28 protein-coding genes and 4 tRNA genes are annotated in these 26,274 nt (G+C 67.5%); 17 read left to right on the top strand and 15 right to left on the bottom strand.

Features of this window, described 5'->3' with window-relative positions; genetic code table 11:
* Positions 1 to 43: 43 nt before the first annotated feature.
* Genes pstS through pstB form a run of 4 tightly spaced genes read left to right on the top strand, consistent with a single transcriptional unit; the run spans position 44 to position 3,976 of the window.
* Complete coding sequence (pstS, locus tag A5696_RS25090; protein ID WP_067883679.1) at positions 44 to 1,168, top strand: phosphate ABC transporter substrate-binding protein PstS; 1,125 nt, start codon at positions 44 to 46, stop codon at positions 1,166 to 1,168.
* Between the two features lie 44 nt (positions 1,169 to 1,212).
* Positions 1,213 to 2,265: a phosphate ABC transporter permease subunit PstC gene (gene pstC / locus A5696_RS25095; RefSeq protein WP_067883680.1), complete on the top strand. Its 1,053-nt coding sequence runs from the start codon at positions 1,213 to 1,215 to the stop codon at positions 2,263 to 2,265.
* Positions 2,262 to 3,188 carry a phosphate ABC transporter permease PstA gene (gene pstA, locus A5696_RS25100; protein WP_067883681.1) on the top strand — a complete coding sequence of 309 codons (927 nt, stop codon included), beginning with the start codon at positions 2,262 to 2,264 and terminating at the stop codon, positions 3,186 to 3,188. Before pstC ends, pstA begins: the two co-directional genes overlap by 4 nt.
* Before the next feature lie 11 nt (positions 3,189 to 3,199).
* Positions 3,200 to 3,976 (top strand): phosphate ABC transporter ATP-binding protein PstB, encoded by a 777-nt coding sequence (gene pstB / locus A5696_RS25105; RefSeq protein WP_067883682.1) that lies wholly within the window; start codon positions 3,200 to 3,202, stop codon positions 3,974 to 3,976.
* 30 nt (positions 3,977 to 4,006) lie between these two features.
* Here the strand turns inward: pstB and phoU are convergent, their stop codons facing one another.
* From phoU to A5696_RS25130, 5 genes are all read right to left on the bottom strand, one after another.
* Entirely contained in the window at positions 4,007 to 4,663 is a 657-nt protein-coding gene (phoU, locus tag A5696_RS25110; protein WP_067883683.1) for a phosphate signaling complex protein PhoU, read from the bottom strand.
* A 58-nt stretch (positions 4,664 to 4,721) separates the two neighbouring features.
* Complete coding sequence (locus A5696_RS25115) at positions 4,722 to 6,758, bottom strand: LCP family protein (RefSeq protein ID WP_067883684.1); 2,037 nt, start codon at positions 6,756 to 6,758, stop codon at positions 4,722 to 4,724.
* 158 nt (positions 6,759 to 6,916) lie between these two features.
* Positions 6,917 to 8,050: a tRNA dihydrouridine synthase DusB gene (gene dusB / locus A5696_RS25120; protein WP_067883685.1), complete on the bottom strand. Its 1,134-nt coding sequence runs from the start codon at positions 8,048 to 8,050 to the stop codon at positions 6,917 to 6,919.
* Positions 8,051 to 8,068: 18 nt separating this feature from the next.
* Entirely contained in the window at positions 8,069 to 9,085 is a 1,017-nt protein-coding gene (locus A5696_RS25125; protein WP_067883686.1) for an acyl-ACP desaturase, read from the bottom strand.
* A gap of 165 nt (positions 9,086 to 9,250) precedes the next feature.
* A complete protein-coding gene (locus A5696_RS25130) occupies positions 9,251 to 9,865 on the bottom strand; it encodes a TetR/AcrR family transcriptional regulator (RefSeq protein ID WP_067883687.1) in 615 nt (204 codons plus the stop codon).
* 67 nt (positions 9,866 to 9,932) lie between these two features.
* Between A5696_RS25130 and A5696_RS25135 the strand changes: the two genes are divergently transcribed.
* Positions 9,933 to 10,943 carry an oxygenase MpaB family protein gene (locus A5696_RS25135; protein ID WP_082969132.1) on the top strand — a complete coding sequence of 337 codons (1,011 nt, stop codon included), beginning with the start codon at positions 9,933 to 9,935 and terminating at the stop codon, positions 10,941 to 10,943.
* Positions 10,944 to 10,959: 16 nt separating this feature from the next.
* Here A5696_RS25135 and A5696_RS27430 read toward each other — a convergent pair whose 3' ends face one another.
* The 3 genes from A5696_RS27430 to A5696_RS25145 are packed head-to-tail and all read right to left on the bottom strand — an operon-like array spanning position 10,960 to position 12,153.
* Entirely contained in the window at positions 10,960 to 11,163 is a 204-nt protein-coding gene (locus tag A5696_RS27430; protein ID WP_082969133.1) for a zinc transporter Slc39a7, read from the bottom strand.
* A 42-nt stretch (positions 11,164 to 11,205) separates the two neighbouring features.
* Positions 11,206 to 11,616: a metalloregulator ArsR/SmtB family transcription factor gene (locus A5696_RS25140; protein ID WP_067883688.1), complete on the bottom strand. Its 411-nt coding sequence runs from the start codon at positions 11,614 to 11,616 to the stop codon at positions 11,206 to 11,208.
* 36 nt (positions 11,617 to 11,652) lie between these two features.
* The gene (locus A5696_RS25145) at positions 11,653 to 12,153 is read right to left on the bottom strand and encodes a nucleoside deaminase (protein ID WP_067883689.1); all 501 of its coding nucleotides are present in this window, start codon (positions 12,151 to 12,153) and stop codon (positions 11,653 to 11,655) included.
* An 88-nt stretch (positions 12,154 to 12,241) separates the two neighbouring features.
* On the opposite strand from A5696_RS25145, the gene A5696_RS25150 reads away from it, so the two are divergent.
* Positions 12,242 to 13,150, top strand: coding sequence for a class I SAM-dependent methyltransferase (locus A5696_RS25150; protein WP_067883690.1), 909 nt, complete (start codon positions 12,242 to 12,244; stop codon positions 13,148 to 13,150).
* On the opposite strand, the gene A5696_RS25155 is transcribed toward A5696_RS25150, so the two are convergent.
* Complete coding sequence (locus tag A5696_RS25155; RefSeq protein WP_067883691.1) at positions 13,140 to 13,949, bottom strand: TIGR04255 family protein; 810 nt, start codon at positions 13,947 to 13,949, stop codon at positions 13,140 to 13,142. The genes A5696_RS25150 and A5696_RS25155 overlap by 11 nt on opposite strands.
* 151 nt (positions 13,950 to 14,100) lie before the next feature.
* Positions 14,101 to 14,173: transfer RNA gene (locus A5696_RS25160), tRNA-Lys, on the bottom strand.
* Between the two features lie 135 nt (positions 14,174 to 14,308).
* On the opposite strand from A5696_RS25160, the gene A5696_RS25165 reads away from it, so the two are divergent.
* The 3 genes from A5696_RS25165 (at position 14,309) to A5696_RS25175 (ending at position 14,588) form a co-directional block, all read left to right on the top strand.
* Positions 14,309 to 14,381 (top strand) — tRNA-Glu (locus A5696_RS25165).
* A gap of 31 nt (positions 14,382 to 14,412) precedes the next feature.
* Positions 14,413 to 14,489: transfer RNA gene (locus A5696_RS25170), tRNA-Asp, on the top strand.
* Positions 14,490 to 14,514: 25 nt separating this feature from the next.
* Positions 14,515 to 14,588, top strand: a tRNA-Phe gene (locus A5696_RS25175).
* Positions 14,589 to 14,600: 12 nt separating this feature from the next.
* On the opposite strand, the gene A5696_RS25180 is transcribed toward A5696_RS25175, so the two are convergent.
* Together A5696_RS25180 and A5696_RS25185 are read right to left on the bottom strand one after the other, a co-directional pair.
* Positions 14,601 to 16,295, bottom strand: coding sequence for a PE-PPE domain-containing protein (locus A5696_RS25180; protein ID WP_067883692.1), 1,695 nt, complete (start codon positions 16,293 to 16,295; stop codon positions 14,601 to 14,603).
* A gap of 94 nt (positions 16,296 to 16,389) precedes the next feature.
* Entirely contained in the window at positions 16,390 to 16,842 is a 453-nt protein-coding gene (locus tag A5696_RS25185; protein WP_067883725.1) for a tautomerase family protein, read from the bottom strand.
* 317 nt (positions 16,843 to 17,159) lie between these two features.
* Here A5696_RS25185 and A5696_RS25190 point away from each other — a divergent pair, with 317 nt between their 5' ends.
* The 6 genes from A5696_RS25190 (at position 17,160) to A5696_RS25215 (ending at position 22,782) form a co-directional block, all read left to right on the top strand.
* A complete protein-coding gene (locus A5696_RS25190) occupies positions 17,160 to 17,852 on the top strand; it encodes a M15 family metallopeptidase (RefSeq protein ID WP_067883693.1) in 693 nt (230 codons plus the stop codon).
* 61 nt (positions 17,853 to 17,913) lie between these two features.
* Positions 17,914 to 18,723: a methyltransferase domain-containing protein gene (locus A5696_RS25195; protein WP_067883694.1), complete on the top strand. Its 810-nt coding sequence runs from the start codon at positions 17,914 to 17,916 to the stop codon at positions 18,721 to 18,723.
* Positions 18,724 to 18,797: 74 nt separating this feature from the next.
* On the top strand, positions 18,798 to 20,375 hold the full coding sequence (locus A5696_RS25200) for a methylmalonyl-CoA mutase family protein (RefSeq protein ID WP_067883695.1): 1,578 nt from the start codon (positions 18,798 to 18,800) through the stop codon (positions 20,373 to 20,375).
* Positions 20,376 to 20,807: a cobalamin-dependent protein gene (locus A5696_RS25205; protein ID WP_067883696.1), complete on the top strand. Its 432-nt coding sequence runs from the start codon at positions 20,376 to 20,378 to the stop codon at positions 20,805 to 20,807.
* A complete protein-coding gene (locus A5696_RS25210; RefSeq protein ID WP_067883697.1) occupies positions 20,792 to 21,748 on the top strand; it encodes an LLM class F420-dependent oxidoreductase in 957 nt (318 codons plus the stop codon). The genes A5696_RS25205 and A5696_RS25210 overlap by 16 nt, the downstream gene beginning before the upstream one ends.
* Entirely contained in the window at positions 21,745 to 22,782 is a 1,038-nt protein-coding gene (locus A5696_RS25215; protein ID WP_082969134.1) for a CaiB/BaiF CoA-transferase family protein, read from the top strand. The genes A5696_RS25210 and A5696_RS25215 overlap by 4 nt, the downstream gene beginning before the upstream one ends.
* Here the strand turns inward: A5696_RS25215 and A5696_RS25220 are convergent.
* Complete coding sequence (locus A5696_RS25220; protein ID WP_156738581.1) at positions 22,768 to 23,682, bottom strand: LysR family transcriptional regulator; 915 nt, start codon at positions 23,680 to 23,682, stop codon at positions 22,768 to 22,770. The two genes, A5696_RS25215 and A5696_RS25220, sit on opposite strands and share 15 nt — an antisense overlap.
* Positions 23,683 to 23,848: 166 nt before the next feature.
* Here A5696_RS25220 and A5696_RS25225 point away from each other — a divergent pair, with 166 nt between their 5' ends.
* Positions 23,849 to 24,742: an SDR family oxidoreductase gene (locus tag A5696_RS25225; RefSeq protein WP_067883699.1), complete on the top strand. Its 894-nt coding sequence runs from the start codon at positions 23,849 to 23,851 to the stop codon at positions 24,740 to 24,742.
* An 8-nt stretch (positions 24,743 to 24,750) separates the two neighbouring features.
* Positions 24,751 to 25,521 (top strand): LLM class flavin-dependent oxidoreductase, encoded by a 771-nt coding sequence (locus A5696_RS25230; protein ID WP_369803392.1) that lies wholly within the window; start codon positions 24,751 to 24,753, stop codon positions 25,519 to 25,521.
* On the opposite strand, the gene A5696_RS25235 is transcribed toward A5696_RS25230, so the two are convergent.
* Both A5696_RS25235 and A5696_RS25240 read right to left on the bottom strand, forming a co-directional pair.
* Positions 25,518 to 25,832: a DUF4286 family protein gene (locus A5696_RS25235; RefSeq protein WP_067883728.1), complete on the bottom strand. Its 315-nt coding sequence runs from the start codon at positions 25,830 to 25,832 to the stop codon at positions 25,518 to 25,520. The two genes, A5696_RS25230 and A5696_RS25235, sit on opposite strands and share 4 nt — an antisense overlap.
* A gap of 19 nt (positions 25,833 to 25,851) precedes the next feature.
* Positions 25,852 to 26,193, bottom strand: coding sequence for a 2Fe-2S iron-sulfur cluster-binding protein (locus tag A5696_RS25240; protein WP_067883729.1), 342 nt, complete (start codon positions 26,191 to 26,193; stop codon positions 25,852 to 25,854).
* Positions 26,194 to 26,274 lie beyond the last annotated feature (81 nt).

The raw sequence follows: 26,274 nt of genomic DNA on the forward strand, positions 1-26,274 counted from the left end.
GCGCCCGCATGCGTCGGGGGGAGTGCGTCAGAAAGCGAGATCGGTGAGGCTCGACGGAAAGGCCGGGGCGCTGACGGTCGTGGCGCTGGCCCTGGCGGTCTGCGGCACCGCGGCGACCGCATGCGGCAGTGACGACAACCGCCGCGGCGCGCCGACGGCCACGATCTCCGGTTTGGCCGGCACGGCGGCCTGCGCCGGCAAGAACGCGCTGACGGCGGAGGGCTCGACCGCCCAGCAAAACGCGATGTCGTCGTTCAACCAGGTGTGGGGGCAAACCTGTCCGGGCAAGACCGTGGCGTACAACCCGACCGGGTCGGGCGCCGGGCGCGAGCAGTTCATCGCGGGTCACGTCGACTTCGCGGGATCCGACTCGCCGCTCGTCGCCGACCAGATCGGCCCGGCCGCCAAACGCTGCGACGGCAACCCGGCGTGGGACCTGCCACTGGTCTTCGGTCCGGTCGCGCTGGTCTACAACCTGCCCGGCGTGCCGCGGTTGGTCCTCAGCAGCGACGCGCTGGCCAAGGTGTTCAGCGGCAGGATCGTCACCTGGAACGACCCGATCCTGGCTGCGCTCAATCCGGGCGTGGCGCTCCCCGACACCAAGATCGTGCCGATCTACCGGGCCGATTCGTCGGGAACGACCGACAACGTCCAGAAGTACTTGACGGCCGCGGCGCCCCAGAGCTGGACCCGGGGGGTGGGCACGGAATTCCAGGGCGGCGTCGGCGAGGGGGCCGCGAAGTCCGCGGGCGTGATTCAGGCCGTGCGGACCACCGCGGGCGCGATCGGCTATGTCGAGAAAGGGTTCGCCGACCAGGCCGGTGTGCCGTACGCCCTGATCGACACGGGAAATGGGGTGGTTCCGCTGACCAACGACACGGCCGGCAAGGCCATCCAGGCGGCCAGCTTCGTGGCCGACGGCAACGATCTGGTCCTCGATCTGGACCCGATGTACGCCGCCCAGCGGCCGGATACTTACCCGTTGGTGCTGGCCAGCTACGAGATCGTGTGCTCCAAGGGCTACGACACGGACACGGCGGCGGCGGTGAAGTCGTTCCTGGGTGTGGCCGCCACCAGCGGGCAGGCCGGTCTGGCGTCCGCCGGTTATGTGCCGCTGCCCGATAAAGTCAAGGAGCGACTGGTTACCGCGATCAACGCCATGCAGTAACCGGTCGGCGCACAGAGCGGCAGCAGAACTGTGGCGGGACCGACGTGACGGTGTCTTCAGGGCCAGACCCATCCGCTGCGGGGTCGGGTGCGGTCGTCGCTGCGCCCTTTCCCGAGTCGCCCGTCGTGCCGATCAGCCCGTGGGGGCGCGCCCAGCCACGCCCGGGCGACAGGCTTTTCCGCTGGCTGGCGCGGGGTTCCGGGGTCCTGATCATCGTCCTGATCGCCGCGATCGGCGGCTTCCTTCTGCTGCGCGCGATCCCGGCCCTGAAGCGCAACCAAGAGAACTTCTTCAGCTATGGCGGCAACTGGGTCACCACCGACAGCTCGGCCCTGCACTTCGGAATCTTCGAACTGCTCCAGGTCACCGTGTTCGTGTCGCTGTTCGCGCTGGTGCTGGCCATGCCGATCGCCCTGGGCGTCGCCCTGTTCGTCACGCAGTACGCGCCACGGCGGGTCGCGGCACCGCTGGCCTACGCCGTCGACCTGCTGGCCGCGGTTCCCTCGATCGTCTACGGCGTGTGGGGCCTGCACGTGCTGGCGCCGCAACTGCGGCCGGTCGCCACCTGGCTGAATCACACCCTGGGCTGGTGCTTCCTGTTCGCCACGGGCAACGCGTCGATCGCCGGGGGCGGCACCGTCTTCACCGGCGGGATCGTGTTGGCGGTGATGATCCTGCCGATCATCACCGCCGTCACCCGCGAGGTGTTCGTCCAAACCCCGCACGAAGAGATCGAGGCCGCGCTGGCCCTGGGCGCCACGCGCTGGGAGGTGATCAAGACGACCGTGCTGCCGTTCGGTCTGTCCGGGTACGTCAGCGGCGCGATGCTGGGCCTGGGTCGTGCGTTGGGCGAGACGGTCGCGCTGCTGATCATCCTGCGGGGCACCCAGGCCGCGTTCGGTTGGTCGCTGTTCGACGGTGGCTCGACCTTCGCGACCAAGATCGCGGCCACCGCCTCGGAACTCGACGACCGGTACAAGGCGGGCGCCTATATCGCGGCGGGACTGGTCCTGTTCCTGCTCACCTTCCTCGTCGACGCCCTGGCGCGCGGCGCCACCAGGGGCGTCGGCGCACGCAGCGGACGGGCCGGCCGATGACCTCGATGTTGGACCGTCCGCTCAAGACGCGGGGCTTCTCGGAGCTCGGCCGGCGTCGTCGGCTGGCGAACAACCTGGCGACCGCGCTGGTGACGTTGTCGGTGGCGATCGCGGTGACACCGCTGCTGCTGGTGCTCTACTCGGTTGTTGCCAAGGGGTTCAAGGTGATCACCTCCACCGCGTGGTGGACGCATTCCCAGGCGGGCATGACGACGTTCGTGGCGGGCGGCGGCGCCTACCACGCGATCGTCGGCACGGTGCTGTTGGGCCTGGTATGCGCCGTCATCTCGGTCCCGATCGGCATCCTGGTGGCGATCTACCTCGTCGAGTACGGCGGCGGCACCCCCCTGGGCAGGCTCGCGTCGTTCATGGTGGACATCCTGTCGGGGGTGCCCTCGGTCGTGGCGGCGTTGTTCGTCTACTCGCTGTGGGTGGCGACGCTTGGGCTGCCCCGGTCGGGGTTCGCGGTGTCGTTGGCCCTCGTCATCCTGATGGTTCCGGTGATCGTGCGCGCCACCGAGGAGATGCTGCGAATCGTTCCGATCGACCTCCGTGAGGCCAGCTACGCGCTGGGGATCCCGAAGTGGAAGACGATCGCCAGCGTGGTCATTCCCACGGGGCTGTCCGGCATCGTCACCGGGATCATGCTGGCGGTGGCAAGGGTGATGGGCGAGACGGCGCCGCTGCTGATCCTGGTCGGTTATGCACAGTCGATGAACTTCAACGTTTTCCGCGGGTTCATGGGGTCGCTGCCCGGCATGATGTATAACCAGACAGCGGCGGGGGCGGGCATCAGCCCGGCGCCCACGGATCGGTTGTGGGGTGCGGCGTTAACCCTCATCCTGGTGATCGCGGTCATCAATGTCGGGGCCAGGGTGATCGCGAGAAGGTATGCCCCCAAGAAGGCCCCCAAGAAGGCGTAGTCAGGAGATCAGTGGCCAAGCGGTTGGACCTCAAATCCGTCAACATCTACTACGGGTCGTTCAAAGCGGTCGCCGATGTGACGATGTCGATCCTGCCCCGCAGCGTGACCGCGTTCATCGGTTCGTCGGGCTGCGGCAAGACGACCGTGCTGCGCACGCTCAACCGGATGCACGAGGTGATCCCGGGTGGCCGGGTCGAGGGCAGCGTGCTGCTCGACGATCAGGACATCTACGCCCCGGGGGTCGACCCGGTCGGGGTGCGCCGCTCGATCGGCATGGTGTTCCAGCGGCCGAACCCGTTCCCCACCATGTCGATTCGTGACAACGTGGTCGCCGGCCTGAAGCTGCAGGGGGTGCGCAACCGCAAGATGCTCGACGAGACGGCGGAGCACTCACTGCGCGGCGCGAATCTCTGGAATGAGGTCAAGGATCGCCTGGACAAGCCCGGCGGTGGACTGTCCGGGGGGCAGCAGCAGCGGTTGTGCATCGCGCGGGCGATCGCCGTGCAACCCGACGTGTTGCTGATGGACGAGCCCTGCTCCGCGCTGGATCCGATCTCGACGCTGGCGATCGAAGACCTGATCAGCGAGCTGAAGCAGCAGTACACCATCGTCATCGTCACCCACAACATGCAGCAGGCCGCCCGGGTGAGCGATCATACGGCGTTCTTCAACCTGGAAGCGACGGGAAAACCCGGCCGGCTGATCGAGATCGACGACACCGAGAAGATCTTCTCCAACCCGACCGAGAAGGCGACCGAGGACTACATCTCGGGCCGCTTCGGCTAGCCCGGCCGGTCGGCGGCAGGCCGGGGCGGCCTACCGCTTGTCTTCCTCGGGCAGGACGCCGGTCGCCTGGAAGATGACGCGCCGCGCGACTTCGACGGCGTGGTCGGCGAAGCGCTCGTAGAACCGGCCCAGCAGGGTCACGTCGACGGCGCACGCTACGCCGTTCTTCCATTCGCGGTCCATCAGGACCGAGAACAAATGCCGGTGCAAATCGTCCATGGCGTCGTCTTCTTCGGCGATCTGGGCGGCCTTCTCCGGGTCGCGGGACAGCACCACCTCTTGCGCGCTGTTGCCCAATTCGACTGCGACCCTGCCCATTTCGGCGAAATACCCGTTCACTTCCTCGGGCAGCGCATGCTGGGGATGCCGTCGGCGGGCGATTTTGGCGACGTGCAGCGCAAGCGCACCCATCCGGTCGATGTCGGCCACCATCTGGATGGCGCTGACGATGGACCGCAGGTCGCCGGCGACCGGCGCCTGCAGGGCCAGCAGCACGAAGGCGCTTTCCTCGGCCTGCGCGCTGAGCGCCGCTATCTTTTCGTGGTCGGAAATCACTTGTTCGGCCAGCACCAGATCGGCCTGCAGCAGGGCTTGGGTTGCCCGCTCCATCGCGATCCCCGCCAGCCCGCACATTTCGCCGAGGCGCTCGGACAACTCCGAGAGCTGCTCATGGTAGGCCGTCCGCATGCTGCCCAGCCTACGTTCTCGACGCAGGAAACGGGTGCTGCCGTCCCGCCAAAATTCTTTACTCGCAGGTGGTGTCGGCCGCGTTGGTCACCGTCAGGTCGTCGGGCAGCTGTGTCGGCGCGTTGCCCGAACCGCGTTCGATCTGCATGCTGATCGACGAGCCCGTGGGCGCGGGAGTGGCGACGGAGTTGAAGTCCGGGCCCAGCACCACCTGAATGACCTGCCCGTAGCCCGAGACCCGCTGGACCTTCGCGTTGGCGAACGAGGACGCCACCGTGGCGGCGGCCTGTTCATTGCCGGGCGAGAACAAGACCGTCGTCGTGTTCACCGAACTCGGGTAGTCGTCGGGCGTCATCACATTGAAGCCGTTGTTCTTCAGCTGTTTGGTCGCGGTGGCCGCCAGGCCGCTCTGCGTCGTCGCGTTGGACACCCGCACCGTGACCTCTTGCGGCGACGTGGTCGTCACCTGTTGGTGCTGGGCCTCGGGCGTCGGCGTCGGCGTTTTCTTGGTGGTGGGCGCCTTCGTCGGCGTCGAGGTTGCCGACGTCCCGCCCAACGGTTTGGCGTTTTGGTCGTTTTCCTCGGGCAGCGGATCGTCGTTGATGATGGCGTCGAAGAGCGCCCGCATGTCCGCCATCCGCGGCGGCTCATCGCCGTTCTGGTCGGTGACGCCGGTCGGCACGGTGACGAACGTCATGTGCCCGGCCGCCATGCCCTGCAACGACTGACCCAGCTGCACCAGGTCTTTGGTCTTGACGTTGTCGACGGTGGTCAGGCTGATGAACATGTTGACGACGTTGTTGAGCTTGTTGAGGTCGAGCAACGTGTCCTCGGAGATCAGCGATCGCAACAGCGACGACAAGAACAACTGCTGGCGTTTGATGCGGCCGTAGTCACCGTTGGTCTCGGTTGTCACCTGGCGGGCCCGCACATAGTTCAGCGCGGTTGCGCCGTCGAGGACCTGGCGTCCCGCGTGGTCGAGGACCGTACCCAGTTCGTAGTCGTGCAGCGGGGTGCGGCTGCAGACTTCGACGCCGCCGAGGGCGTCGACCATTTTGGCGAAGCCGGCGAAGTCGACCGCGATGAACCGGTTGATGCTCAGGCCGGACAGCTTCTGGATCTCCTTGACCAGACACTTCGGGCCGCCGAACGCGTAAGCGGAGTTCAGCTTGGTCTCGGTGTAGACCGTCTTAGGGCCCCAGGTCCCCTTCTTCTCGTCGTAGATGGGCCCGTACTTGCCGGTGTCGGGGTTGTAGGCCTCGCATTGGATCGGGGTGATCGCCAGGTCGCGGGGGAACGACACCGCGACGACGCGCTTACGGTTCGCCGGGATGTTGACCAGCATGACCGTGTCCGATCGCGCGCCATCGGCGTCGTCGGTGGTGCCGGCGCCCATGTCCGCGTTTTCCCCGGCGCGCGAGTCGATGCCGACGATCAGGAAGTCTTCGTCGCCGTACTGCCCGCCGGGATCTCGGATGTCGCTCGAGTTCGGGTCGAGCGCGCTGACGATGTTGAGGCGGTTGTTCTTCGACGCGCTCCATTGCCACGCGCCACCGGTCAGGACCAGCGCCAGCACGGCGGAAAACGCCGCCGCCGAGCGCGCGGCGAGGAGTATCGGCCGCCGGCGGGGCCTCGGCCTGGGCTCGCGCGTCTTGGGCGCGCGCGTCGGCGCCGCGGGTTCAGCGGCGTCGAATTCGTCGTCGTTCGGATAGTTGGCGGCTTCGAGGTCGGGCAGCTCCGCGGTGGCGTCGAGCGAATAGGCCGGGATCACCTGCGTGTCCTGCAACTCGACCGGCAGGCCCGGTACCGAGTCCGGCGGCTCTTCGTCTGCTGCGGCGCGATGGTGGCTGGGCCGGGCGGCGGTCGGGGCCCCCACCTTGGCGATCAAATCGGCGACGGTGAGGCCGCCGTCGGCGTGGCAACCGGCCTGCTCGGCCTCGGCGATGGCGGGCTCGATCACGGCCGGTTCGGCCTGCCACCGGTGAACGCCGCGACGGGCCGGCGGCTCGGCGAACCGTTCCCACGGGGCGGAGCCGGGCATGGCCTGCGGGGTGCGCCGATGGTCAAGAGTGGCGTCAGTGCCGCCATCACTCATGTCCTATCGGCCTCCGAAGCTCGGCGTTACAGGTGCTCTTGCGCAATCTCGAGGCGCTCCTGCAGCGGCACCGAACGGTCCCCCACCGAAGCGCAATGCAGCAAGGTCCACATCGTACTGAGTTATCCGCGTCGATGCGATTTCGAGAGTGTTAAGGCTCAGCCGCCCGAATGCATGACGTCCGCTCCGGCCGGCACTGTGCAGTCGTCCGGGTCGGTCAGCCAGCCTTCGGGAAGGGCCACGCGGGCCGGCGAGCCCTGCCGGCCGCGGGGGCCGGTCGCGGCGTCGGGGAACGGCACCGCCCGGTCCAACCGGTCGAGCAGCGCGTCGAGTTCATCCAGGGTCCTGACCATCGCCAGCGCGCGGCGCAGTTCGGATCCGGCGGGAAAGCCGTGCAGATACCAGGCAATGTGCTTGCGGATGTCGCGCATGCCCTTGTCCTCGCCGAAATGCGCGGCCAGCAGCCGGCCGTGCCGGCGCACGATGTCGGCGACCTGCCCCAGCGTGGGCGGGGTCGGCGCCGGCCTGCCGGTGAAGGCGGCCGACAGCTCGGCGAACAGCCACGGCCGGCCCAGGCAGCCGCGGCCGATGACCACGCCGTCGCATCCGGTGCTGGCCATCATCGCCAGCGCGTCGCTGGCGTCGTAGATGTCGCCGTTGCCGAGCACCGGGATCGTCCCCACCCGCTGCTTGAGCCGCGCAATCTGTTCCCAGTCGGCGGTGCCGGAATAACGCTGCGCCGCCGTGCGGGCGTGCAGCGCGACCGCGGCGGCCCCCTCGGCCTCCGCGATGCGGCCGGCGTCCAGGTGCGTGTGGTGTTCGTCGTCGATGCCGATGCGGAACTTGACGGTCACCGGTATTCCGGTGCCCTCGGTGGCCCGCACGGCCGCGGCGACGATCTGGCCGAACAGCCGCCGCTTGAACGGCAGCGCCGCCCCGCCGCCGCGCTTGGTGACCTTGGGCACCGGGCAGCCGAAGTTCATGTCGATGTGGTCGGCCAGGTTCTCGTCCGCGATCATCCTGGCGGCCGCGTAGGTCGTCGCCGGGTCGACGGTGTAGAGCTGCAACGAGCGCGGCGACTCGTCGGGCGCGAACGTCGTCATGTGCATGGTGACCGGATGCCGCTCGACGAGCGCCCGCGCGGTCACCATCTCGCAGACGTAGAGGCCGCTGACGGTTCCCGCCCTGGCCTCCTCGATCTCACGGCACAGCGTGCGGAACGCGACGTTGGTCACGCCGGCCATCGGGGCCAGCACGACGGGGCTGGCGAGCGTGATCGGACCGATGCGCACTTGGTGTCCCGAGCCGGACTACCGGCGGCTCATCGCCAGCTTGCCCGCGGTCTTGTGCAACTCGTAGGCGGTGGTCCTCTTGCCGGTGCGTGCTTCCCGGTCCAGTTGACGCTGCTTGGACACCTCGAACCTGTCGCAGGACGCCTCGAGCTCCTTGACCAGCACGCCGAGCTCATCGCGCAGCTTTGCTGCCTCTCCGGTGAAGTCGTTGCGCTCGAAGATGCGCCATTTCTTCAGCACCGGCATGACGACCTCGTCGAGGTGGATGCGCGGGTCGTAGACGCCGCCCATTGCGATGACCACGGCTTTGCGCCTGAACTCGGGCACCTGGAAGCCGGGCATCTGGAAGTGGCTGAGAATCAGGTGTAACGCCTGCATCGCCTGGTTGGGGACGAGATCGAACGCGGCCTCGCTGACATCGCGGTAGAAGATCATGTGCAGGTTCTCGTCGGCCGAGATCTTCGCCATCAGCTGCTCGGCGACGGGGTCGTTACAGGCCTTGCCGGTGTTGCGGTGCGAAATCCGGGTGGCCAGTTCCTGGAAGCTGACGTAGAGGACGGAGTGACAAAGGGTGTCCGCGAAGTACTCACCCTGGTGGTTCTGGCCCGGGCTGAAGCCCCGGTTGACCACCTCGATGCGCAGCTTTTCCAGTTCGACCGGATCGACCGCGCGGGTCACCACCAGGTAGTCGCGCAGCGCGATGCCGTGCCGGTTCTCCTCGGCGGTCCAGCGGTTGACCCACTGCCCCCAGGCCCCGTCCATGCCCATGTTCATCGCGATCTCGCGGTGGTACGACGGCAGGTTGTCCTCGGTGACGAGGTTCTGCACCATCGCCACCTGGGCGACGTCGGAAAGTTTGCTCTGCTCGGGGTGCCAGTCCTGCCCGCCGAGAGCGTAATAGTTCTTGCCGTCCGACCACGGGATGTAGTCGTGCGGGTTCCAGGGCTTGTGCACGCTCAGATGCCGATTGAGGTACTTCTCGACCACCGGCTCCAGCTCGTGCAGCAGCTGTCGGTCGGTCAGCTGGGCTGACATAGTCCCTCCAGTTATCTGTGTCTACGGGTTGCAGTCAATATATCTGTGCCCGCCGGTAGCATCAAGTTTCTCCAGCCCGCGCGCCGTCGCCTTTTGTCAGGTGAAACCGCCGGTGTGTGAAACCCCGCTTCTCAGGGCTGGCCGGCGCGGTGCGGCCGGGCACCGCTACTCGAATTTCGCTTGCTCGGCCGGGGTCACATACGGCGCCGCCGCCGCGAACAGCATGTTGACGCAGTAGTCGATGAACTGCTTGCGGCTGGCCCCGAGCTGGCCGTTGAGGTAGGCGGTGAACAGGCTCGTCAGGCCGCCGACCAGGCTGGTGGCGATCATTTTCTGCAGCACCGAATCGCCGATCCGGGACAGCTTGCGCTGCAGCAGATCGATGAAGTTGGGCATCCACTCTGCGCCGGACTGGGTCAATATCGGCTCCACCGCGGGCGCCAGCAGCAGCACCCGACCGCGCACGGGGTCGTCGACCATCAGCTCGACGAATTGTTCGACGGCCTCGCGCGGCGTCTTCGCCGAGGTGAGGGTGTTCATCGCTTTCGTGCAGACATCGTCGTAGACGGCGCGCACGAATTCGTCACGGTCAGAGAAGCTTTCGTAGAAGTAGCGTTCGGTGAGCGCGGCCTTGCGGCACACCGCACGCACGGTTAGCGCGGGACCGCGATCGCTGCCGAGCAACTGCACGCCGGCGGTGATGAGATTGTCGCGACGGAGGGCGTGTCGGCTCTCTAGGGGGACGCCGGTCCAACGGCCCCGTCGTTGACCGGTCTGCACATCGCTCCTAAGCTCTAAATTGACAACACGTGTAGTCAAACTTGTCGAAACTTACAGGAATCCAATAGTGACCCAACATACGTCCGCACCCCGCTCGCTGACCAGCGGCTCCGACGGCCTGGCCGACGGCTGCCCGGTGTCGCCGCTGGGCTACGAGGCTCCGCCGATACCGCTCGGCCCCGAATCCCTGACTTGGCGCTACTTCGGGGACTGGCGCGGCATGTTGCAAGGTCCGTGGGCGGGGTCCATGCAGAACATGCATCCGCAACTGGGTGCGGCGGTCATCGACCACTCCACCTTCTTCCGGGAGCGGTGGCCCCGTCTGCTGCGCTCGCTGTACCCGATCGGCGGCGTCGTGTTCGACGGCGAGCGCGCCCCGGTCACCGGCGCCGAGGTGCGCGAGTACCACACCGACATCAAGGGCGTCGACGAACAGGGCCGGCGCTACCACGCGCTGAATCCCGACGTCTTCTACTGGGCCCACGCCACCTTCTTCGTCGGCACCATCCATGTGGCCGAGCGGTTTTGCGGGGGTCTGACCGAGGCGCAGCGGCGCCGGCTCTTCGACGAGCACGTCGAGTGGTATCGCATGTACGGCATGAGCATGCGACCGGTGCCGGCGTCCTGGGAGGACTTCAAGGTGTACTGGGACCACATGTGCCGCAACGTCTTAGAGGACAACTGGGCTGCCCGCGCGGTCCTCGACCTGACCGAGCTGCCCAAACCGCCTTTCGCCCAATGGCTTCCGGACCCGCTGTGGGCCGCCCAGCGCAGGCTGCTGGCCCCCTTCTTTGTGTGGCTCACCGTCGGTCTCTACGATCCGCCGGTGCGCGACCTGATGGGTTACACGTGGTCGCGTCGCGACGAGTGGCTGCACCGGCGTTTCGGCGACCTCGTCCGTGGCGTCTTCGCTTGCGTGCCAAGGCGATACCGTAAACATCCCCGAGCACGCGCCGGTTGGGACCGCGTCGCCGGCCGGATCCCGTCGGACGCACCGCTGGTGCAAACGCCTGCGCGCAACCTGCCGCCGCTGGACGAGCGCGACAATCCGAAACACTATTGCCCGCAGGTGCGCTGAGGCCGCGCGGAGCACCCTAACCGTGGGCGTGATTGTGCGCGCCCTCGAGGTCGGACTGGTGCACGTGCTGGTGCGTGTGCTCGGTTCCGTCGTCATGGGCATGCGGGTGCTCGTGCCTGAGATGGTCGTGCTCGTGGGTGGTGTGCGCGTGTGAGTGGGCCCTGTCGCCGTGGTGGTGTTCGTGCGCGTGTGGTGCCGCATGGCTGTGCTGATCGGTCATCGTGTCACCTTTTCGACGTGAAATGTGTTGTGCTCCAAGTGATCAGGCTTGACCGCGACGGGATCGCGCGCCCCTGCCCGACCCCGACCCGGCGGCCATCCTCAAATCGCTCTCGCCGCGGTGATGACGGGGAACCCCGGGGCCGGCGTGCTCGGCGTTGCAGACCGCGTCGATGACCAGCTGCCGGACGTGGTCGTTCTCCAGGCTGTAGAAGATGCTGGTTCCGTCCCGGCGCGTGCGCACCAGTCGTGCCATCCGCAGCTTTGCCAGGTGCTGGGAAACCGACGGCGCAGGCTTTCCCACGTGTTCGGCGAGTTCGTTGACCGACATCTCGCGATGCCTCAGCGACCAGAGCACTTGCACGCGGGTGGCGTCGGCCAGCATCCGGAAAACCTCGACGACGAGACCTGCCTGGTCGTCGGGCAAGCGGCTTTCGCCATTATCTGCATGCATACGCAAATAGTAGCCCTGCGCGGCGATGCCGCTGAGTCAACCCGGGGGTACGACGGTCGATGCGCGCCGGCCGCCGTTGCGTTCGTTCCACAGCCGGTACAGCTCTACGGCCGCCTGGTGGGGCTCGTAGCGCATCGGGAGACGACGGCGGTCCCAGGGCTTGGCGAATTCGTCGTAGAACGTGGAAACCTCAAAGTACTTGCGGTCATCGAGGTAGTACTGCTCGTAGGACTCCCGGGTGGTGAGGAAGACGACTTCCCTGGGAGAGCAGTAGTACAGCGAGCCCAGGCACATCGGGCACGGGTGGGCCAGCACATAGATGGTGCTGTCGACCAGGTGCTCGGTGCCCAGTTTCCGGCACGCCTCGCGGATGGCCAGGATTTCCGCGTGTGCCGTCGGATCGTTCGTCTGGGCCACCTGGTTGGCGCTCTCGACGAGGACGTCGCCGTCCCTGACGATCACCGTCGCGAACGGGCGACCGCCCGCGGCGACGTTTTGGCGGGCCAATTCGATCGTGCGCTGGGCGAAGTCGGTCACAGCTCGGAGGGTAGCGCCGCGGGCCGGCAGCTCGCGCTGTGCTAGTAACTAGACAGTCTATATTTTCGGCTCGGGATGAGGGACCACCATGGCGCGCACCGATCGTGATCGTTGGGATTTGGCGACCAGTGTCGGAGCGACGGCCACCATGGTCGCCGCGCAGCGGGCGCTGTCCAGCGAGGAAAAGTTGATCGAGGATCCCTACGCGGCCCCGTTGGTGCGTGCGGTGGGCATCGACGTCTACGTCCGGTTGGTGAACGGCCAGATTCCGGCCGGCGGCGAATCCGAGTTCGACCCGCGCCGGATGGCGCGCGGGATGGCTTGCCGCACCAGGTTTTACGACCGGTTCTTTCTCGACGCGGCACGCGGTGGCGTCAGCCAGGCGGTCATCCTCGCGTCGGGACTTGACGCGCGCGCGTACCGCCTGCCATGGCCCGCGGGCACCGTCGTCTACGAGGTCGACATGCCGGAGGTGATCGAGTTCAAGACGGAGACGCTGCGCGACCTGGGCGCGGAGCCGACCGCCGAGCGGCGCACCGTCGCCATCGACCTGCGCGACGACTGGGCCGCCGCCCTGCAGGAGGCGGGCTTCGATGCGGACGCGCCGGCGGCGTGGAGTGCCGAGGGCCTATTGGTCTATCTGCCCGACGAAGCCCAGGACGCCCTGTTCGACCACATCACCGCGCTGAGCGCCCCGGGCAGCCGCCTGGCCTTCGAATTCGTGCCCGACACCGCGGTTTTCGCCGACGAGCGCTGGCGCGCACACCATGACCGGATGAGCGAACTCGGGTTCGAGATCGACTTGAACGACCTCGTCTATCACGGCCGGCGCAGCCACATCCTCGACTATCTGAACAAGCGGGGCTGGCGGACGTCGTCGCAAACCGTCAAGGAGTTGCACGCGGCCAACGGCTTCGTCTATCCCGACGACGACATCGCCCAAGCCTTCGCCGACGTGACCTACAGCAGCGCTGTGTTCGCCGGGCTTACCGGCTGAGCAGATCGTCCTTCAGGCGGTTGGTGAGCATCTCCTGAAACACGGTGCGGGCCGGGTCGTAGAGGTCCTGGAAAGTCGCCAGCACCGCGTTCCGGTCGTATTCGGGGATGGATCCGAGGGGAGTCCAGAAGCTGTCGATGTCCATCAGGAAGAACGGTCCCTGTGCGGCCGGCATCGTCCGGCGCAGGTGGTAGCTGGCGTCCAGCGCCTGGCCCACGCCCGGGCCGTAGCGCACGATCATCGACTTGCCGGGGTTCGCCTCGCGGTAGACCGCGGCGCCCTGCCATTCGGTCAGGGTCAGGCCGGCGGGGGCGATGCGTTGCGGGCCGAGCAACGGCTCGGCGATCCAGTTGGCCCATTCGATACGGCCGTCCACGCCCTGGGGCACCCGGATCTCGAGGACGTAGCGCAGGCCGAGGCGCTCCACCCCGACGATGGGCGAAAACTGCGAGCGGGCGTCGATGACCCGCATCACCAAGTCGACCAGCGACTCGAAGTTGGTGTACGCGGTGGTCTCGACGACCACCGCTTGTGTCTTCATCGAGGCGGCAACGGTGTTATCCCGGTTGACGTAACGCACGAAGCGCTCAGCGGTCGGTTGCGGACTGCCGCCGGCGCCCATCGCCCACGCCACGTCCTGAGCCTGGCGTTCGATGGGCAGCAGGTCCGCGAGCAGGCGTCTGAGCTCGCTGGCCGAGGCATCGGTCAGGGAATCCGTTGCCGGGTGACGGATTTCCATGGTTACCAGGGCTACGGGCGCGTTGGGGTAGGCCGCATCGACACTCACAGTCCGAAGCATAAGCCAAGCCGTTCCGCGGCCGAACGAGGGCCACACCGTGCGATGGCCGGCGCGCGGAACGCACCGGGTCGGGCAGGGCGACTCCGGCCGACGGTGCGGCCGTGCCGACGCCGTTTCGGGAGGTAACGTCCATTTTCAGGGCCATCTTCGGTGCCCCCACTAGGACTCGAACCTAGGACCTGCGGATTAAAAGTCCGTAGCTCTACCAACTGAGCTATAGGGGCGCGAAGGTTCAGGATACTGCGTTCGGAACACCGCCCGACCGGCGCTCGTTTGAGGATTGGGCCTGCGGTGACCTAAGCTGACGTGGCTCCCAACGGTAACTGCGTTGCGAGTGCCCCCGAAGTGATTCGGTTCTGGCCCCCATCGTCTAGTGGCCTAGGACGCCGCCCTTTCACGGCGGTAGCACGGGTTCGAATCCCGTTGGGGGTACGCGCGACGCAATGACGCGGAGCGATAGCGAGGCCCTGTGGCGCAGTTGGTTAGCGCGCCGCCCTGTCACGGCGGAGGTCGCGGGTTCGAGTCCCGTCAGGGTCGCCAGCACGGCGAGGCAGTCATGCCTTCCGGCCAGGTAGCTCAGTCGGTACGAGCGTCCGCCTGAAAAGCGGAAGGTCGGCGGTTCGATCCCGCCCCTGGCCACTACCAGAACGATCAGAAACTCCCGTACGGCGCGCCCGTCAGGATCGAATAACCCGCCTCCCCGAGGACCGCGACTTCCAAACCGCCCAGCATCGGGAGCAACCCGACGTCGGCGGCGACGGGGTAGCCGAACGCGTTGATCAGCCCGCCGAGGGGCTGGCCGTTGACCATCTGGGTGATCCCGTTCAGGAACAGGTTGACGTCGTACGACGGCAGGGAGACCAGGGCGGCCGTCGTGATATCTGCCGTCGGTAGCAGTGTCGAGTAGGCGGTCGAGAACGCCGTCGTCCCGGTGCCGACGATCTGGGTGTTGGCCGCCTCCAAGCCCATGAGGAGGTCTGTCACCGTTGGAGGCCCCGCGGGCAGCGCCAGTGTCCCCGGCCTCGACGTCAGTGACGTCAGCGCCCCGGTTACGCCCTGCAGCGACGGCAACTGCGGGGGTCCCTCGGCGGAGAAGTCGGCGATCGCGGCGCCGATTCCCTGGTGCATCCCGCTGACCAGCGCGGGCCCCAGGGCGGTGGTGTCGCTGAGCGGCGGCAGGAATCCGAACGGGGTCGTCACGTTGGCCGGCCCGGTGGACCAGCCGAAGTCCGGGTTGCCGTAGCCCCAGTTGACCAGGGGCGTCAAAACCGGTTGCACCAAATCCGCGATCGGGTTCCCGACGTACGGGATGAAGCGCACCGGATCCAACAGCGGCAGGTTCGGGTTGGGAATCATGTAGAAGGTGGTCTGGGTGGCACCCTGCGTCGGCAATGTGACCGCCGAATTGATCTGGCTGGAACTGAGGGTGTCGTAGCTCGTGTGCACAGTCACCATGCCCGCGAGCGCATTCAAGTCGGAGAAGACGTCGATCGGGTATTGCGGGAAGTCGGCCCAGCCGTCGTACTCGATTGTGTAGACCTTGGTCAGGAAGTCGTTGGTCGGCATCGGGCCGAGGGTCGAAAAGCCCAGCGTCGGCAGGCTCAGACCAGGAAAGCGCGCGTCCCAGCCGCCGTTGGGGTTCATCGAATTGCCAAGCAGCACAAAGTTTATCGGTAGATTGCTGGGCGTGCCGGCGGGGTCCAGCAACTGCATTTCCAGCGCGGCGATGTTGGCGCCCTGCGAGTAGCCCAGGACGTTGATGGTATTTCCGGCCGTAAGTTGCTGTTGTATTGCGTTGTTCAGGGCCGTGACGCCGCGGGCTATCGAAATGTTCTGCATCAGGTCCTTGATGCCGCTGTCCGGATACTCTCCCGCCGGCATGAACAGGGCTTGGACGAGGCCCACGGGGAAATTGGGGGCGACATACTTGCTGACGACGTTGGTCACGAAGTCCGGCGGAGGGAACGGCATTCCGCTGCCGCCCAGGACGAAGGTGACGGGCGGGTCCGCCGCGCTCTGCAGGGCCGCGGTCGTGGAACCGCCGTTCGCGGCGAGCGCGGCCACGCCGGCGGCCTCGGTGTTGGCGTAGGCGTTGCCGGCCGCCGCCAGCGCTTGGGCGAATTCGCCGTGCAGCGCCGCCGCCCGCCCGATCAGCGCCCGGCACTGTTGGCCGTATGCGCTGAACAGATTGGCGACCGCGGCGGATATCTCGTCGGCGGCGGCCGCCGCCACACCGGTCGTCCTGCCCGCCGCGGCCGCACCGGCCTCGTCGATCGCCGATCCGATCGCGGCCACATCCGCGGCCGCGGTCACCATCACCCGGGGCTGCGCTAGCACGTACTGCATCCGGTCTCCCCCTCACGACGAGCATGCCCACCTGCTCCCGGCCAGCATAATGCGATCTACCGTGGGTGGGCGGCCCCTTCGGCCGACCGCTCCTTCAGGCGAGACGTTCGTCGGGCATATCCTCGGCCACAATCCCTTTCACCTGCTGGTAGTAGATGATCCTCCCGCCACCGGCCCAGTCGCCCTCGGGGATCTCATGGATCAGCGTCCACACGTGAAACGCGCGGGAGCCCTGCGGCTCGATTCCCGCCGCGCCGCACACCGCGTCCTGCACGTCGGCGACGAGCCGTTCTTTGCGGTGCCGGTCGAGCGCTCCCTGGAAGACCGTCAGGTCGACCCTGAACCGCGGCGCGCCCGGGCCGCGGCCACCCACCGAGAGCTCGCCCGCCTCGATCGGATGCAGGTACACCCACGTGTTGTCACGCAAAAACGTTGTGTCCGGGGCGCGTTCGGCGCGCAGGAGCACGGTCACCAACTCGTCGGCCAGCCGGCTCAACACTTCTTCGGCCAGCGAGCCGCGCACGAACGTCAAGTCAATCATCGGCATGGCAAAACCCTCGTTCCGGAATTGCAGCGACATATTGGGATCGCCCACATCGACCGCGGCGGAACCGAATTGATCGCGTGGTGCACGACGTCCACTCCGAGACCGGCATCGTGGTCGCTCCTTCGGGCCGCCGGCCAGTGGCTAGTCGATCGGCTACTCGGACGATAGATGACGCCTCGCGGTCCATCAATGGCGTCGTCACCGCTCCACAAAGGGGTAGCGCCGGTGATACCGCTTTACGGAACAAGTCATAGAAACTGTTGCCGTGGCTGGTGTGGCTCGTGTGATCCCACCCGGCGCACCGCGACAATGATCGAATGCGTCGCCTCCGGCTGTTGTCTCCGCTCCTGCTCACCGGAGCGCTCGTCGGCGCCGCCACCGCGCAGGCCGGTCCCGACGTGCCGCCGGTCAGCGACGCGGCGCGCGCGGCAGGATTCGTCGACGTCCGCACCGTAGTCCCCGACGCCGTCATCAACCTGCGCTACGCGACGACCAACAACTTCACCCACACGCAGCTGTATCCCTCCGACGCCCGATGCCTGGTCCATCAGTCGATGGCTCCCGGGCTGGCGACGGCCGCGACGGCGCTGCGGCCCCAGGGCCACGTGCTGGTCTTCTGGGACTGCTACCGGCCGCACGACGTGCAGGTCGCGTTGTTCAACGCGGTTCCGAATCCCGCCTGGGTGGCCCGGCCCGGCCCGTATGCGCACAGTCACGAGTCCGGGCGCTCGGTGGACGTGACGTTCACCAGCGTGCAGGAGCAGTGCTCGGCGGAGCGGCAAGTCGACGGGCTGTGCCTGGCCGACATGGGCACCGACTTCGACGATTTCTCCTCGCGCGCAACGGCATACGCGACGCAGGGCGTCGGCGTCGACGCGCAGGCGAACCGCGCACGGCTGCGGGACGCCATGAAGTACGGCGGGCTGTCGCCGTATTCGGGGGAGTGGTGGCATTTCGACGGCCCGGGTGCGGGCGTCGACCGACCGATCCTCAACGTCCCGGTGGACTAGCTGTTCTCATATTTCGAGACAGCGGTTTCATATCATGAGTCAGCCGGTTAAGCTTCGGGTCATGAACGCACCGCCGGCCAAGTACACGCACGGGCACCACGAGTCGGTGCTGCGCAGCCACCAGCGGCGCACGGCGCAGGACTCCGCGGCCTACCTGCTGCCGCACCTGAAGCCGGGGTTGTCGGTGCTCGACATCGGCTGCGGCCCCGGCACGATCACCGCCGACCTCGCCGAGCGGGTGGCGCCGGGAACGGTGCTGGCCGTCGACCAATCCACCGACGTCCTCGAGGTGGCCCGCGCCGAGATCGAGCGCCGCAACCTGGCCAACGTCGCGTTCGCGACCGCCGACGTGCACCGGCTCGAGTTTCCCGATGACACCTTCGATGTCGTCCACGCGCACCAGGTTCTGCAGCACGTGGCCGATCCGGTCCGGGCGCTGGGCGAGATGCGCCGCGTGTGCCGGCCCGGCGGAATCGTCGCGGCCCGCGACGCCGACTACGCCGGCTTCATCTGGTTTCCGCGGATCCCCGGGCTGGACCTATGGCTCGATCTCTACGGCAAGGTGCACCGCGCCAACGGCGGCGAACCGGATGCCGGCCGGCGGTTGCTGTCGTGGGCGCTGGCGGCCGGGTTCGACGACGTCACGCCGACGGGCAGCGTCTGGTGCTACGCGACGCCCGAAACCCGCGACTGGTGGGGCGGCATGTGGGCCGACCGGATCCTGCATTCGAATGTGGCCCGCGACCTGCTGACCCTGGGGCTGGCCACTCCTGACCAGCTCGAGGAGGTTGCGGCGGCGTGGCGGGCGTGGGCGGCGGCCCGGGACGGCTGGCTGTCCATGCCCCACGGCGAAATTCTCTGCCGAGCGTAGGGCGACAACGCCGTTTTCCCAGCTCAGGCAAGTGGTATTGGCATTCTCTTTTTTTGCAAGTACGTTATTCATCGATGGATAACGCTGCTCAGACACCGTCGGGCATCCCGCTGCGGCCCGTGTACGGGCCGGCGGACAGAACCGCGGAACCACCGCCGCCCGGGGAGTTCCCCTTCACCCGGGGAAACTTCGCGTCCGGGTATCGGGGCAAGTTGTGGACCTTCCGGCAGTACTCCGGTTTCGGCACCGCCGAGGAATCCAACCGCCGGTATCGATACCTGCTGGACCAGGGCGGGACGGGGCTGTCAGTGGCGCTCGACCTGCCCACCCAGTGCGGATATGACTCCGACGATCCGGACTTCGGCGAGGAGGTCGGCCGGGTCGGCGTCGCGGTGGACACCCTGGCCGACTTCGAGATCTTGTTCGACGGCATCCCACTGGACAAGCTCAGCACGAGCATGACGATCAACGGGACGGCGGCGATCCTGCTGGCGTTCTACGTCGCCGCCGCCGAGAAGAAAGGGATACCGCGGGCGAAGCTCACCGGGACCATCCAGAACGACATCCTCAAGGAATACGCCTCGCGCGGGACCTGGATCTGGCCGCCGGAACCGTCGCTGCGGCTCATCGCCGACACCATCGAGTTCTGCGCGGCCGAGGTGCCCAGGTTCAACGCGATCTCGGTGGCCGGGGCGCACTTCCGCGACGCCGGGGCCAACGCCGTGCAAGAGATGGCGTTCACCCTGGCCGACGGCGTCACCTATTGCGACACCGTGGTCGAACGCGGCCGGATGACCATAGACCAGTTCGCGCCGCAGATCTCGTTCTTCTTCTACACCCACGGCGACTTCTTCGAGGAGGTCGCCAAATACCGTGCGGGACGGCGCCGTTGGGCGACGATCGTGCGGGAACGCTACGGGGCGGTGACGGACAAGGCGTCGATGTTCCGCTTCGGCTGCGTGTGCGGCGGCGCCTCCCTGTATGCCCCCCAGGCGCAGAACAACCTGGTTCGGGTCGCCTACGAGGCGATGGCGGCGGTGCTCGGCGGCGTCCAGTCGATGTTCACCGCGGCCTGGGACGAACCGTTCGCGCTGCCCACCGAGGAGTCCACCACGCTGGCGCTGCGCACCCAGCAGATCCTGGCCTACGAAACCGGTGTCGCCAGCGTCGCCGACCCGCTCGGGGGCTCCTACTTCGTCGAGGCGCTCACCGACGCCACCGAGGCCCGCATCGTCGAGATCATGGACGACCTCGAACGCCACGGCGGCATGGTCAGCGCGATCGAGGACGGGTACCTGCAGGGCCTGATCGCCGACGAGGCCTTCCGGGTGCATCAGGACATCGAGGCGGGCACCCGCCCCGTCGTCGGGGTCAACCGCTTCGTGACCGACGAACCGGAACCCGACGTGGTCAGCTACGAACTCGACGCCGAGGGCCGCGACCTGCAGCTCAAGCGGCTCGCCAAGGTGAAGGCCGAAAGGGATTCGAGCGCAGTGCGATCCACGCTCGCGGAGTTGTCGCGGGCCGCCGCAGGAACTGACAACCTGATGCACAAGCTGATCGACTGTGCCAATGCGTACTGCACCGTCGGTGAGATGGTTTCCGCGCTCAAACGGGTGTGGGGCGAATTCCAGCAACCGGTGGTGTTCTAGATGGCGGTGCGGATCCTGGTGGCCAAGCCGGGCCTGGACGGTCATGATCGCGGCGCCAAGATCGTCGCGCGCACCCTGCGCGACGCCGGCTTCGAGGTGATCTACACCGGCATCCGGCAGCGCATCGAAGACATCGCCTCGATCGCCGTCCAGGAGGACGTGGCCGTCGTCGGGCTGAGCATCCTGTCCGGTGCGCACCTGACGCTCACCGCGCGGACCATCGAGGCGTTGCGCGCTGCCGACGCCGCCGACATCGCCGTCGTCGTCGGCGGCACCATTCCGCACGCCGACGTGCCCAAGCTGCTGTCCGCCGGCGCCGCCGCGGTGTTCCCCACCGGCACACCGCTCGACGCACTCGTGCGCGAGATCCGCGCACTGACCGGCACCCCCGAACCCGTTGCGGAAAAAGAGGAACAGTGCGCGTCGGAGTGATGATCGGCGCCGAGCGTGGCGACATGGCCCGCAAGGTGCACAAGCTGGTGTCTGACATCGAATGGGCCGAGGCCGCGGGTCTGGACACCGCATGGATGCCGCAGGTCCCCGACGACTTCGACTGCCTGACCATGGTCTCGCTGATGGCCGCTCACAGCTCGCGCATCGAGCTCGGCACCGCGGTGGTGCCGCTTCAGGCCCAGCATCCTGTTGCCCTTGCCCGCCAAGCGCTCTCGACGCACGCGGTGGCCGGCGGGCGGTTGGCGCTGGGCGTCGGACCGTCGCACCACTGGATCATCCGCGACATGCTCGGTTTGCCCTATGAGAAGCCGGCCGCCTACACCCGCGACTACCTGCAGGTGCTGGGCGCCGCCATCGCCGGGCCGGGACCGGTTGACGTGGAGAACGATTCGTTCACGGTGCACAACCCGTTGGCGATCGGCGCCGACAGCCCGATGCCGGTGCTGGTCGCCGCGCTGGGCCCGGTGATGCTGCAGCTTGCCGGTGAACTCGCCGACGGCACCGTGTTGTGGATGGCCGACGAGCGCGCGATCGGTGATCACATCGCGCCGAAGATCACCAAGGCCGCCGCGGATGCCGGCCGTCCCGCGCCGCGGATCGTCGCGGGCATCCCCGTATGCCTCTGTGCGCCTGCACAAGTCGACGAGGCCAAGCAGCGGGCCAACCGCATCCTCGGCGAGGCCGAGGTGTCGCCCAACTATCAGCGTCTGCTCGAACGCGGCGATGCCCGCGACGTCGGCGATCTGTGCGCGGCCGGTGACGAGAACGCCATCCTGGCCCGGATGCGACGATTCGCCGACGCCGGCGTGACCGACCTGTCGGTCCGGCTGCTGCCGATCGGCGACAACCGGGACGAACTCGTCGCCTCCAAGCGCCGCACCCGGGACATGATCGCCTCGCTCGCAAGGGAGTTGCGTTGACGGCCGACGCCGGCCCACTGGCGGGAATACGCATCCTCGAGGTCGGCACCATGCTGGCCGGTCCGTACGCGACCATGCTGCTGGCCGACCTCGGCGCCGAAGTCACCAAGATCGAGCCGCGCGGCGGGGAGATCTCCCGCGGCGTCGGCGCCAGCTACTTCGCCAGCCTCAACCGCAACAAGTCCAGCGTCACGTTGGACCTGAATTCCGAAGCGGGACAGCGAAAGCTGGGTGAGCTGGTCGCCGAATCGCACGCGCTGCTGGTGAACCTGAAGCCGTCGGCCATCCGGCGGCTCGGCCTCACCTACGACGAGCTACGACGGCACAACGAGCGCATCGTCTGCGTCGCGATCACCGGGTTCGGCCTGTACGGCGGCGACGATCCGGCTTTCGACTATGTGGTACAGGCGGGAGTCGGCACCGCCGCCCTGACCGGCGACCCGGACGGCCCACCGACACTGCCCGGCTATTCATCGGCCGACAATTCCACCGGAATGTGCGCCGCACTGGGGCTGTTGGCCAAGATAGTCTCCGGCACGGGCGGCCAGGTGGACGTGTCGCTGCGCGACGTGATGCTCTCGCAGCTCAACTACCACGCGTCGGCCTACCTCAACAACGGCGTCGAGCCACAGCGCCGGCCCAACGGGGCCCACTCGTATTACGTTCCGGCACAGCTCTTTCCCACCGCGGAAGGGTATCTGGCGCTGTTCATCACGCACGACGGTTTTTGGAAGTCGTTCGCCGCCGAGGCGGGCATCGGCGGATTCGAAACCATGGCCGAACGGGTTGCCCGCCGCGACGAGGTCCTGGCGGTCGTCACGGCGATGCTGGCGACCGACACCGCCGCCGGCTGGGAACGGCGACTGCGCCCCCTGGGCGTTCCGGCCGCGGCCGTCAGGACGCTGCCCGAGGCGCTGAAGGCGACACCGGAAGTGGTTGTGACCGCGGGTGATTTCCGCCTGGTCGGCAGCCCGATCCGCGTGTCGGGCTACGAGCCCGACTACCGGCCCCCGCCGGAACTAGCCGACGGCTGAAGCGGGCGGCCCGGTGAGGTGGGCCTCGGCGAGTTTGCGAAAAGCCGAAACGAGACGGCCACGGTCGCCGGCGCGCGTCGCCAGAACGACATGGCAGGGCTCGACGCCCTTCAACGGGACCGTGGTGATGTCAGGCCGCAACGCGTTGCCGTGGAAGCCGGCCGTGATGGCTACCGCCTGCCCGGAGGCGATGACTTCGAACTTGTCCTCGAGCGCGTCGATGAACGGCCCATCGGGCGCTCGGCGCCCGTCCGGGCGGGGATCGATGCGCCAGAAGGCACTCCACGCCGGGTCGGAATCGCGGACCCGCGGCATCGGGTCATCGGCGATGTCGTCGAGAGTCACAAAATCCCGGCCGGCCAGGCGGTGGTCGACTGACAGCGCGAGCATCCGGGGCTCGTCGTAGAGGATGGTCACGTGCAGTCCGTCGGTGGGAAACGGCAGCCGGGTCACCACCGCGTCCACCCGATGCCCGAGCAATGCATCGAGGGCCTGGCCCCAATGCAGGTGCGACACTTGCACTTCGGCGTCCGGGTGCTCGCGGCGCAGCTCGCGCACCGCCGGAGTGACGATCATCCCGGTCGTGTAGCCGATCGTGATGCGGCTGGGCTGCCCTGCGGCCCGGGCCTGGGCGGCGGCCTGCGCGGCGCTGCGCAGCAGGGCCCTGGCTCGGGGCAGAAACACCTCTCCGGCCTCCGTGAGGCGGGTGCCTTGTGGCGTGCGATCCAACAGCCGAACACCCAGCTGTTGCTCGAGTCGCCGGATCTGGCGACTCAACGACGGCTGCGCGACGCGCAGCGCGCTCGCGGCGCGGCCGAAGTGCCGATGCTCGGCCACCACCACGAAATATCCGACCAGCCGCAGGTCCAGATCGATCATTGGCGATGCCGGCGCGGTCATGCCGACAGTGTAACCGTCGGGCATCCCGTCCAATGCCGCGATTGCCCAATTGACGTGCGGTGATGCTTATTCCGTATCGCGCCATCCGGAATAGGTCTTGGACGCCCGGCCCGGCCCGGTCGTTGACTTGGTGTCGCGAATGTCAACGCAATCGAAGGGACCATCCATGCATGTCTTCGTGACCGGCGCGACCGGACACATCGGTTCGGCCGTCGTCGACGAACTCCTGGAAGCCGGGCATCATGTCGCCGGCCTGGCCCGCTCCGACGAGTCCGCCGCCGCGTTGGCGGCGAAGGGCGTCAGCGTGCACCGGGGCGATCTCGACGACCTCGATGGCCTGCGGCAAGCCGCGGCGTCGGCAGACGGCGTCATTCACCTCGCCTTCAAGCACGCCTGGGATGACTTCGCGGGCGCCGCCCAGGCCGATCTCTGCGCCGTCGAGGCCATGGGTGAGGCGCTCGTCGGCACCGACAAGCCGTTCGTGAGCACCTCGGGAACTCTCTTGCTCTCCTTTACCGCGCCGGGGCGCCTGGCGACCGAACGCGACACATTGCCCGCAGGACCCCGGATCGACTCGGAGAACGCGGTGATCGCCATGGCCGAGCGCGGGGTGCGTTCCTCGGTCATCCGGCTCTCGCCGTTGGTGCACAGCAACCTGGACCACCATGGCTTCGCCCACCACCTGATCAAGACCGCCCGCGACAGCGGCAAGTCGGCGTACATCGGCGACGGCTCCAACCGCTGGCCCGGGTTGCACACGCTCGACGCCGCCCGCCTGTACCGGCTGGCCCTCGAAAACGCTCCCGCGGGAACGCGATTGCACGGGGTTGCCGACCAGGGAGTGCCGTTCCGCGAGATCGCCGGCGTCATCGCCCGCCACCTGGATGTCCCGGCCGTCAGCATCCCCGCCGAAGAAGCCGGCCATTTCGGCTTTCTCGCACTCTTCGCATCGCTGGACAACCCGACGTCGAGCGCGTTGACGCAAGAACTGCTGGACTGGAAGCCCGAATGGCCCGGTCTGCTGGAGGATCTCGATGCCGGCCATTACTTCGGCGAGTGAGCGGCGCCGTGGCTAACCCCGTGGTCGACGCCGCCCGCGCGGCGTTGGGACCGGTTGGCGTATGCCTCCCGGTCTCCTTCACCGACAACCCGCACGCCGATCTGCAGCGTGCGGCCGCCGGCCGGCTGGAAGACGCCGGATACCGCGCCGTCTGGACTAATGAGGTCATCGGCAAGGACGCCCTGGTGCAACTGGGCATGCTGCTGTCCGCCACCGAGAGGATGGCGTTCGGCACCTGCATCGCGAACATCTGGGCCCGCCCGGCGCAGACCATGCATGCCGCGGCCGCGCAACTGGCTCAGGCCTACCCGGGCCGGTTCGTGCTGGGCCTCGGCGTCGGCTACCCGGAACAGGCGGCCAGCGTCGGCCGGGATTTCGGCAGCCCGTTGGCCACCATGCGCGACTACGTGAACCGGATGGACAGCCCTACCTGGCCGTCGGCGCCCGACGCACCCTACCCGAAGATCATCGCCGCCAACGGCCCGAAAATGCTTGCGCTGGCGGGTGATATCGCCGACGGGGCGCTGCCGGCCATGCTGCCCGCACAGTTCACCACACAGGCCCGGCGGACGTTGGGGCCGGACAAGCTCCTGGTCGTCGGCGTGTCCGTAGTCGGCGACCCGATCGACTCGGCGGCCATTGCCGCTCAAGTGCATGAGCAGCTGACCGCCGGCGCCGACCACGTCACGCTCCTGCCGCCGATCGGAATCGAGTTCGGCTCTGGCATAGAGCAACTCGAGCGGTTAGCTCCTGCGCTCGCTGCGCTGCCCGGCCGCTAGCCGCCGCACTCGATGGTCGTTTCGAGCAGTCGCGGGACGGGCGCGGGATCCAGCAGCAGAGCATCGGACATGTGCAGCTGGCCGGCGTTGGCGATCATGTTGTCCAGGATGGCCTGCAGGTCGTCGCCCTCGAGCTCGTAGATGGCGACATACGGGCCCTGCCCGTCTACCGGCCGCAGCCGGCGTGCCGCGACGATTCCGTCGAGCGCCAGCAGTTCGGGGATGTGTACTTCGTCGTACCAGGTGTTGTACTCCTGCTCGCGCTCGGGCGAACTGGGCCGACTCTCCACAAGCATGATGCCCTTAGCCATCGCGGCCACCTCTCCGTAGCTACTCGTAGCGCACCGTGACCGAATCCGTATCGGGCACGCCCTGGCACGTCAAAATGTAGCCCTCGGCCACTTCGTCCTCGTCGAGAGCGTCGTTGACCCGCATGGTCGCGTGGCCTTCCTCGAGCCGGGCCATGCACGTGCCGCAGTTGCCGGCCTCGCAACTGAAGGGCGGTTCGAGGCCGGCCCGTCGCGCGCTCTCCAACAGCGTCTCGCCGGGAACCCGTGGCACCGTCACCTTCTTGCGGTCGAGGTGGATCGTCACCGTGCCGACCTCGGCGCCGTCCGTGGATGCGGGATCTGCCACCCGTGGAGTCTCCTCGATGATCATGGTGACCGTCACCTCGACCGCCCCCTCTCGCATTTGCATTCTTCACTATAGAGAATACTATTCTCACAGAGCGATAGGGTCTTCTCAGACGTG

The organism is Mycobacterium sp. E2699, assembly GCF_001666745.1.
Classification (GTDB): domain Bacteria; phylum Actinomycetota; class Actinomycetes; order Mycobacteriales; family Mycobacteriaceae; genus Mycobacterium.

Bases quoted from the DNA above. Each gene is read 5' to 3' on its own strand.
- A5696_RS25185 (WP_067883725.1), bottom strand. From the start codon at position 16,842: ATGCCGATGATTGACTTGACGTTCGTGCGCGGCTCGCTGGCCGAAGAA.
- A5696_RS25220 (WP_156738581.1), bottom strand. From the start codon at position 23,682: ATGACCGCGCCGGCATCGCCAATGATCGATCTGGACCTGCGGCTGGTC.
- phoU (WP_067883683.1), bottom strand. From the start codon at position 4,663: ATGCGGACGGCCTACCATGAGCAGCTCTCGGAGTTGTCCGAGCGCCTC.
- A5696_RS25205 (WP_067883696.1), top strand. From the start codon at position 20,376: ATGGCGGTGCGGATCCTGGTGGCCAAGCCGGGCCTGGACGGTCATGAT.
- A5696_RS27430 (WP_082969133.1), bottom strand. From the start codon at position 11,163: ATGACCGATCAGCACAGCCATGCGGCACCACACGCGCACGAACACCAC.
- A5696_RS25180 (WP_067883692.1), bottom strand. From the start codon at position 16,295: ATGCAGTACGTGCTAGCGCAGCCCCGGGTGATGGTGACCGCGGCCGCG.
- A5696_RS25155 (WP_067883691.1), bottom strand. From the start codon at position 13,949: ATGCTTCGGACTGTGAGTGTCGATGCGGCCTACCCCAACGCGCCCGTA.
- A5696_RS25200 (WP_067883695.1), top strand. From the start codon at position 18,798: ATGGATAACGCTGCTCAGACACCGTCGGGCATCCCGCTGCGGCCCGTG.
- A5696_RS25125 (WP_067883686.1), bottom strand. From the start codon at position 9,085: ATGTCAGCCCAGCTGACCGACCGACAGCTGCTGCACGAGCTGGAGCCG.
- A5696_RS25195 (WP_067883694.1), top strand. From the start codon at position 17,914: ATGAACGCACCGCCGGCCAAGTACACGCACGGGCACCACGAGTCGGTG.
- A5696_RS25225 (WP_067883699.1), top strand. From the start codon at position 23,849: ATGCATGTCTTCGTGACCGGCGCGACCGGACACATCGGTTCGGCCGTC.
- A5696_RS25150 (WP_067883690.1), top strand. From the start codon at position 12,242: ATGGCGCGCACCGATCGTGATCGTTGGGATTTGGCGACCAGTGTCGGA.
- A5696_RS25115 (WP_067883684.1), bottom strand. From the start codon at position 6,758: ATGAGTGATGGCGGCACTGACGCCACTCTTGACCATCGGCGCACCCCG.
- pstA (WP_067883681.1), top strand. From the start codon at position 2,262: ATGACCTCGATGTTGGACCGTCCGCTCAAGACGCGGGGCTTCTCGGAG.
- A5696_RS25190 (WP_067883693.1), top strand. From the start codon at position 17,160: ATGCGTCGCCTCCGGCTGTTGTCTCCGCTCCTGCTCACCGGAGCGCTC.
- A5696_RS25235 (WP_067883728.1), bottom strand. From the start codon at position 25,832: ATGGCTAAGGGCATCATGCTTGTGGAGAGTCGGCCCAGTTCGCCCGAG.
- A5696_RS25140 (WP_067883688.1), bottom strand. From the start codon at position 11,616: ATGCATGCAGATAATGGCGAAAGCCGCTTGCCCGACGACCAGGCAGGT.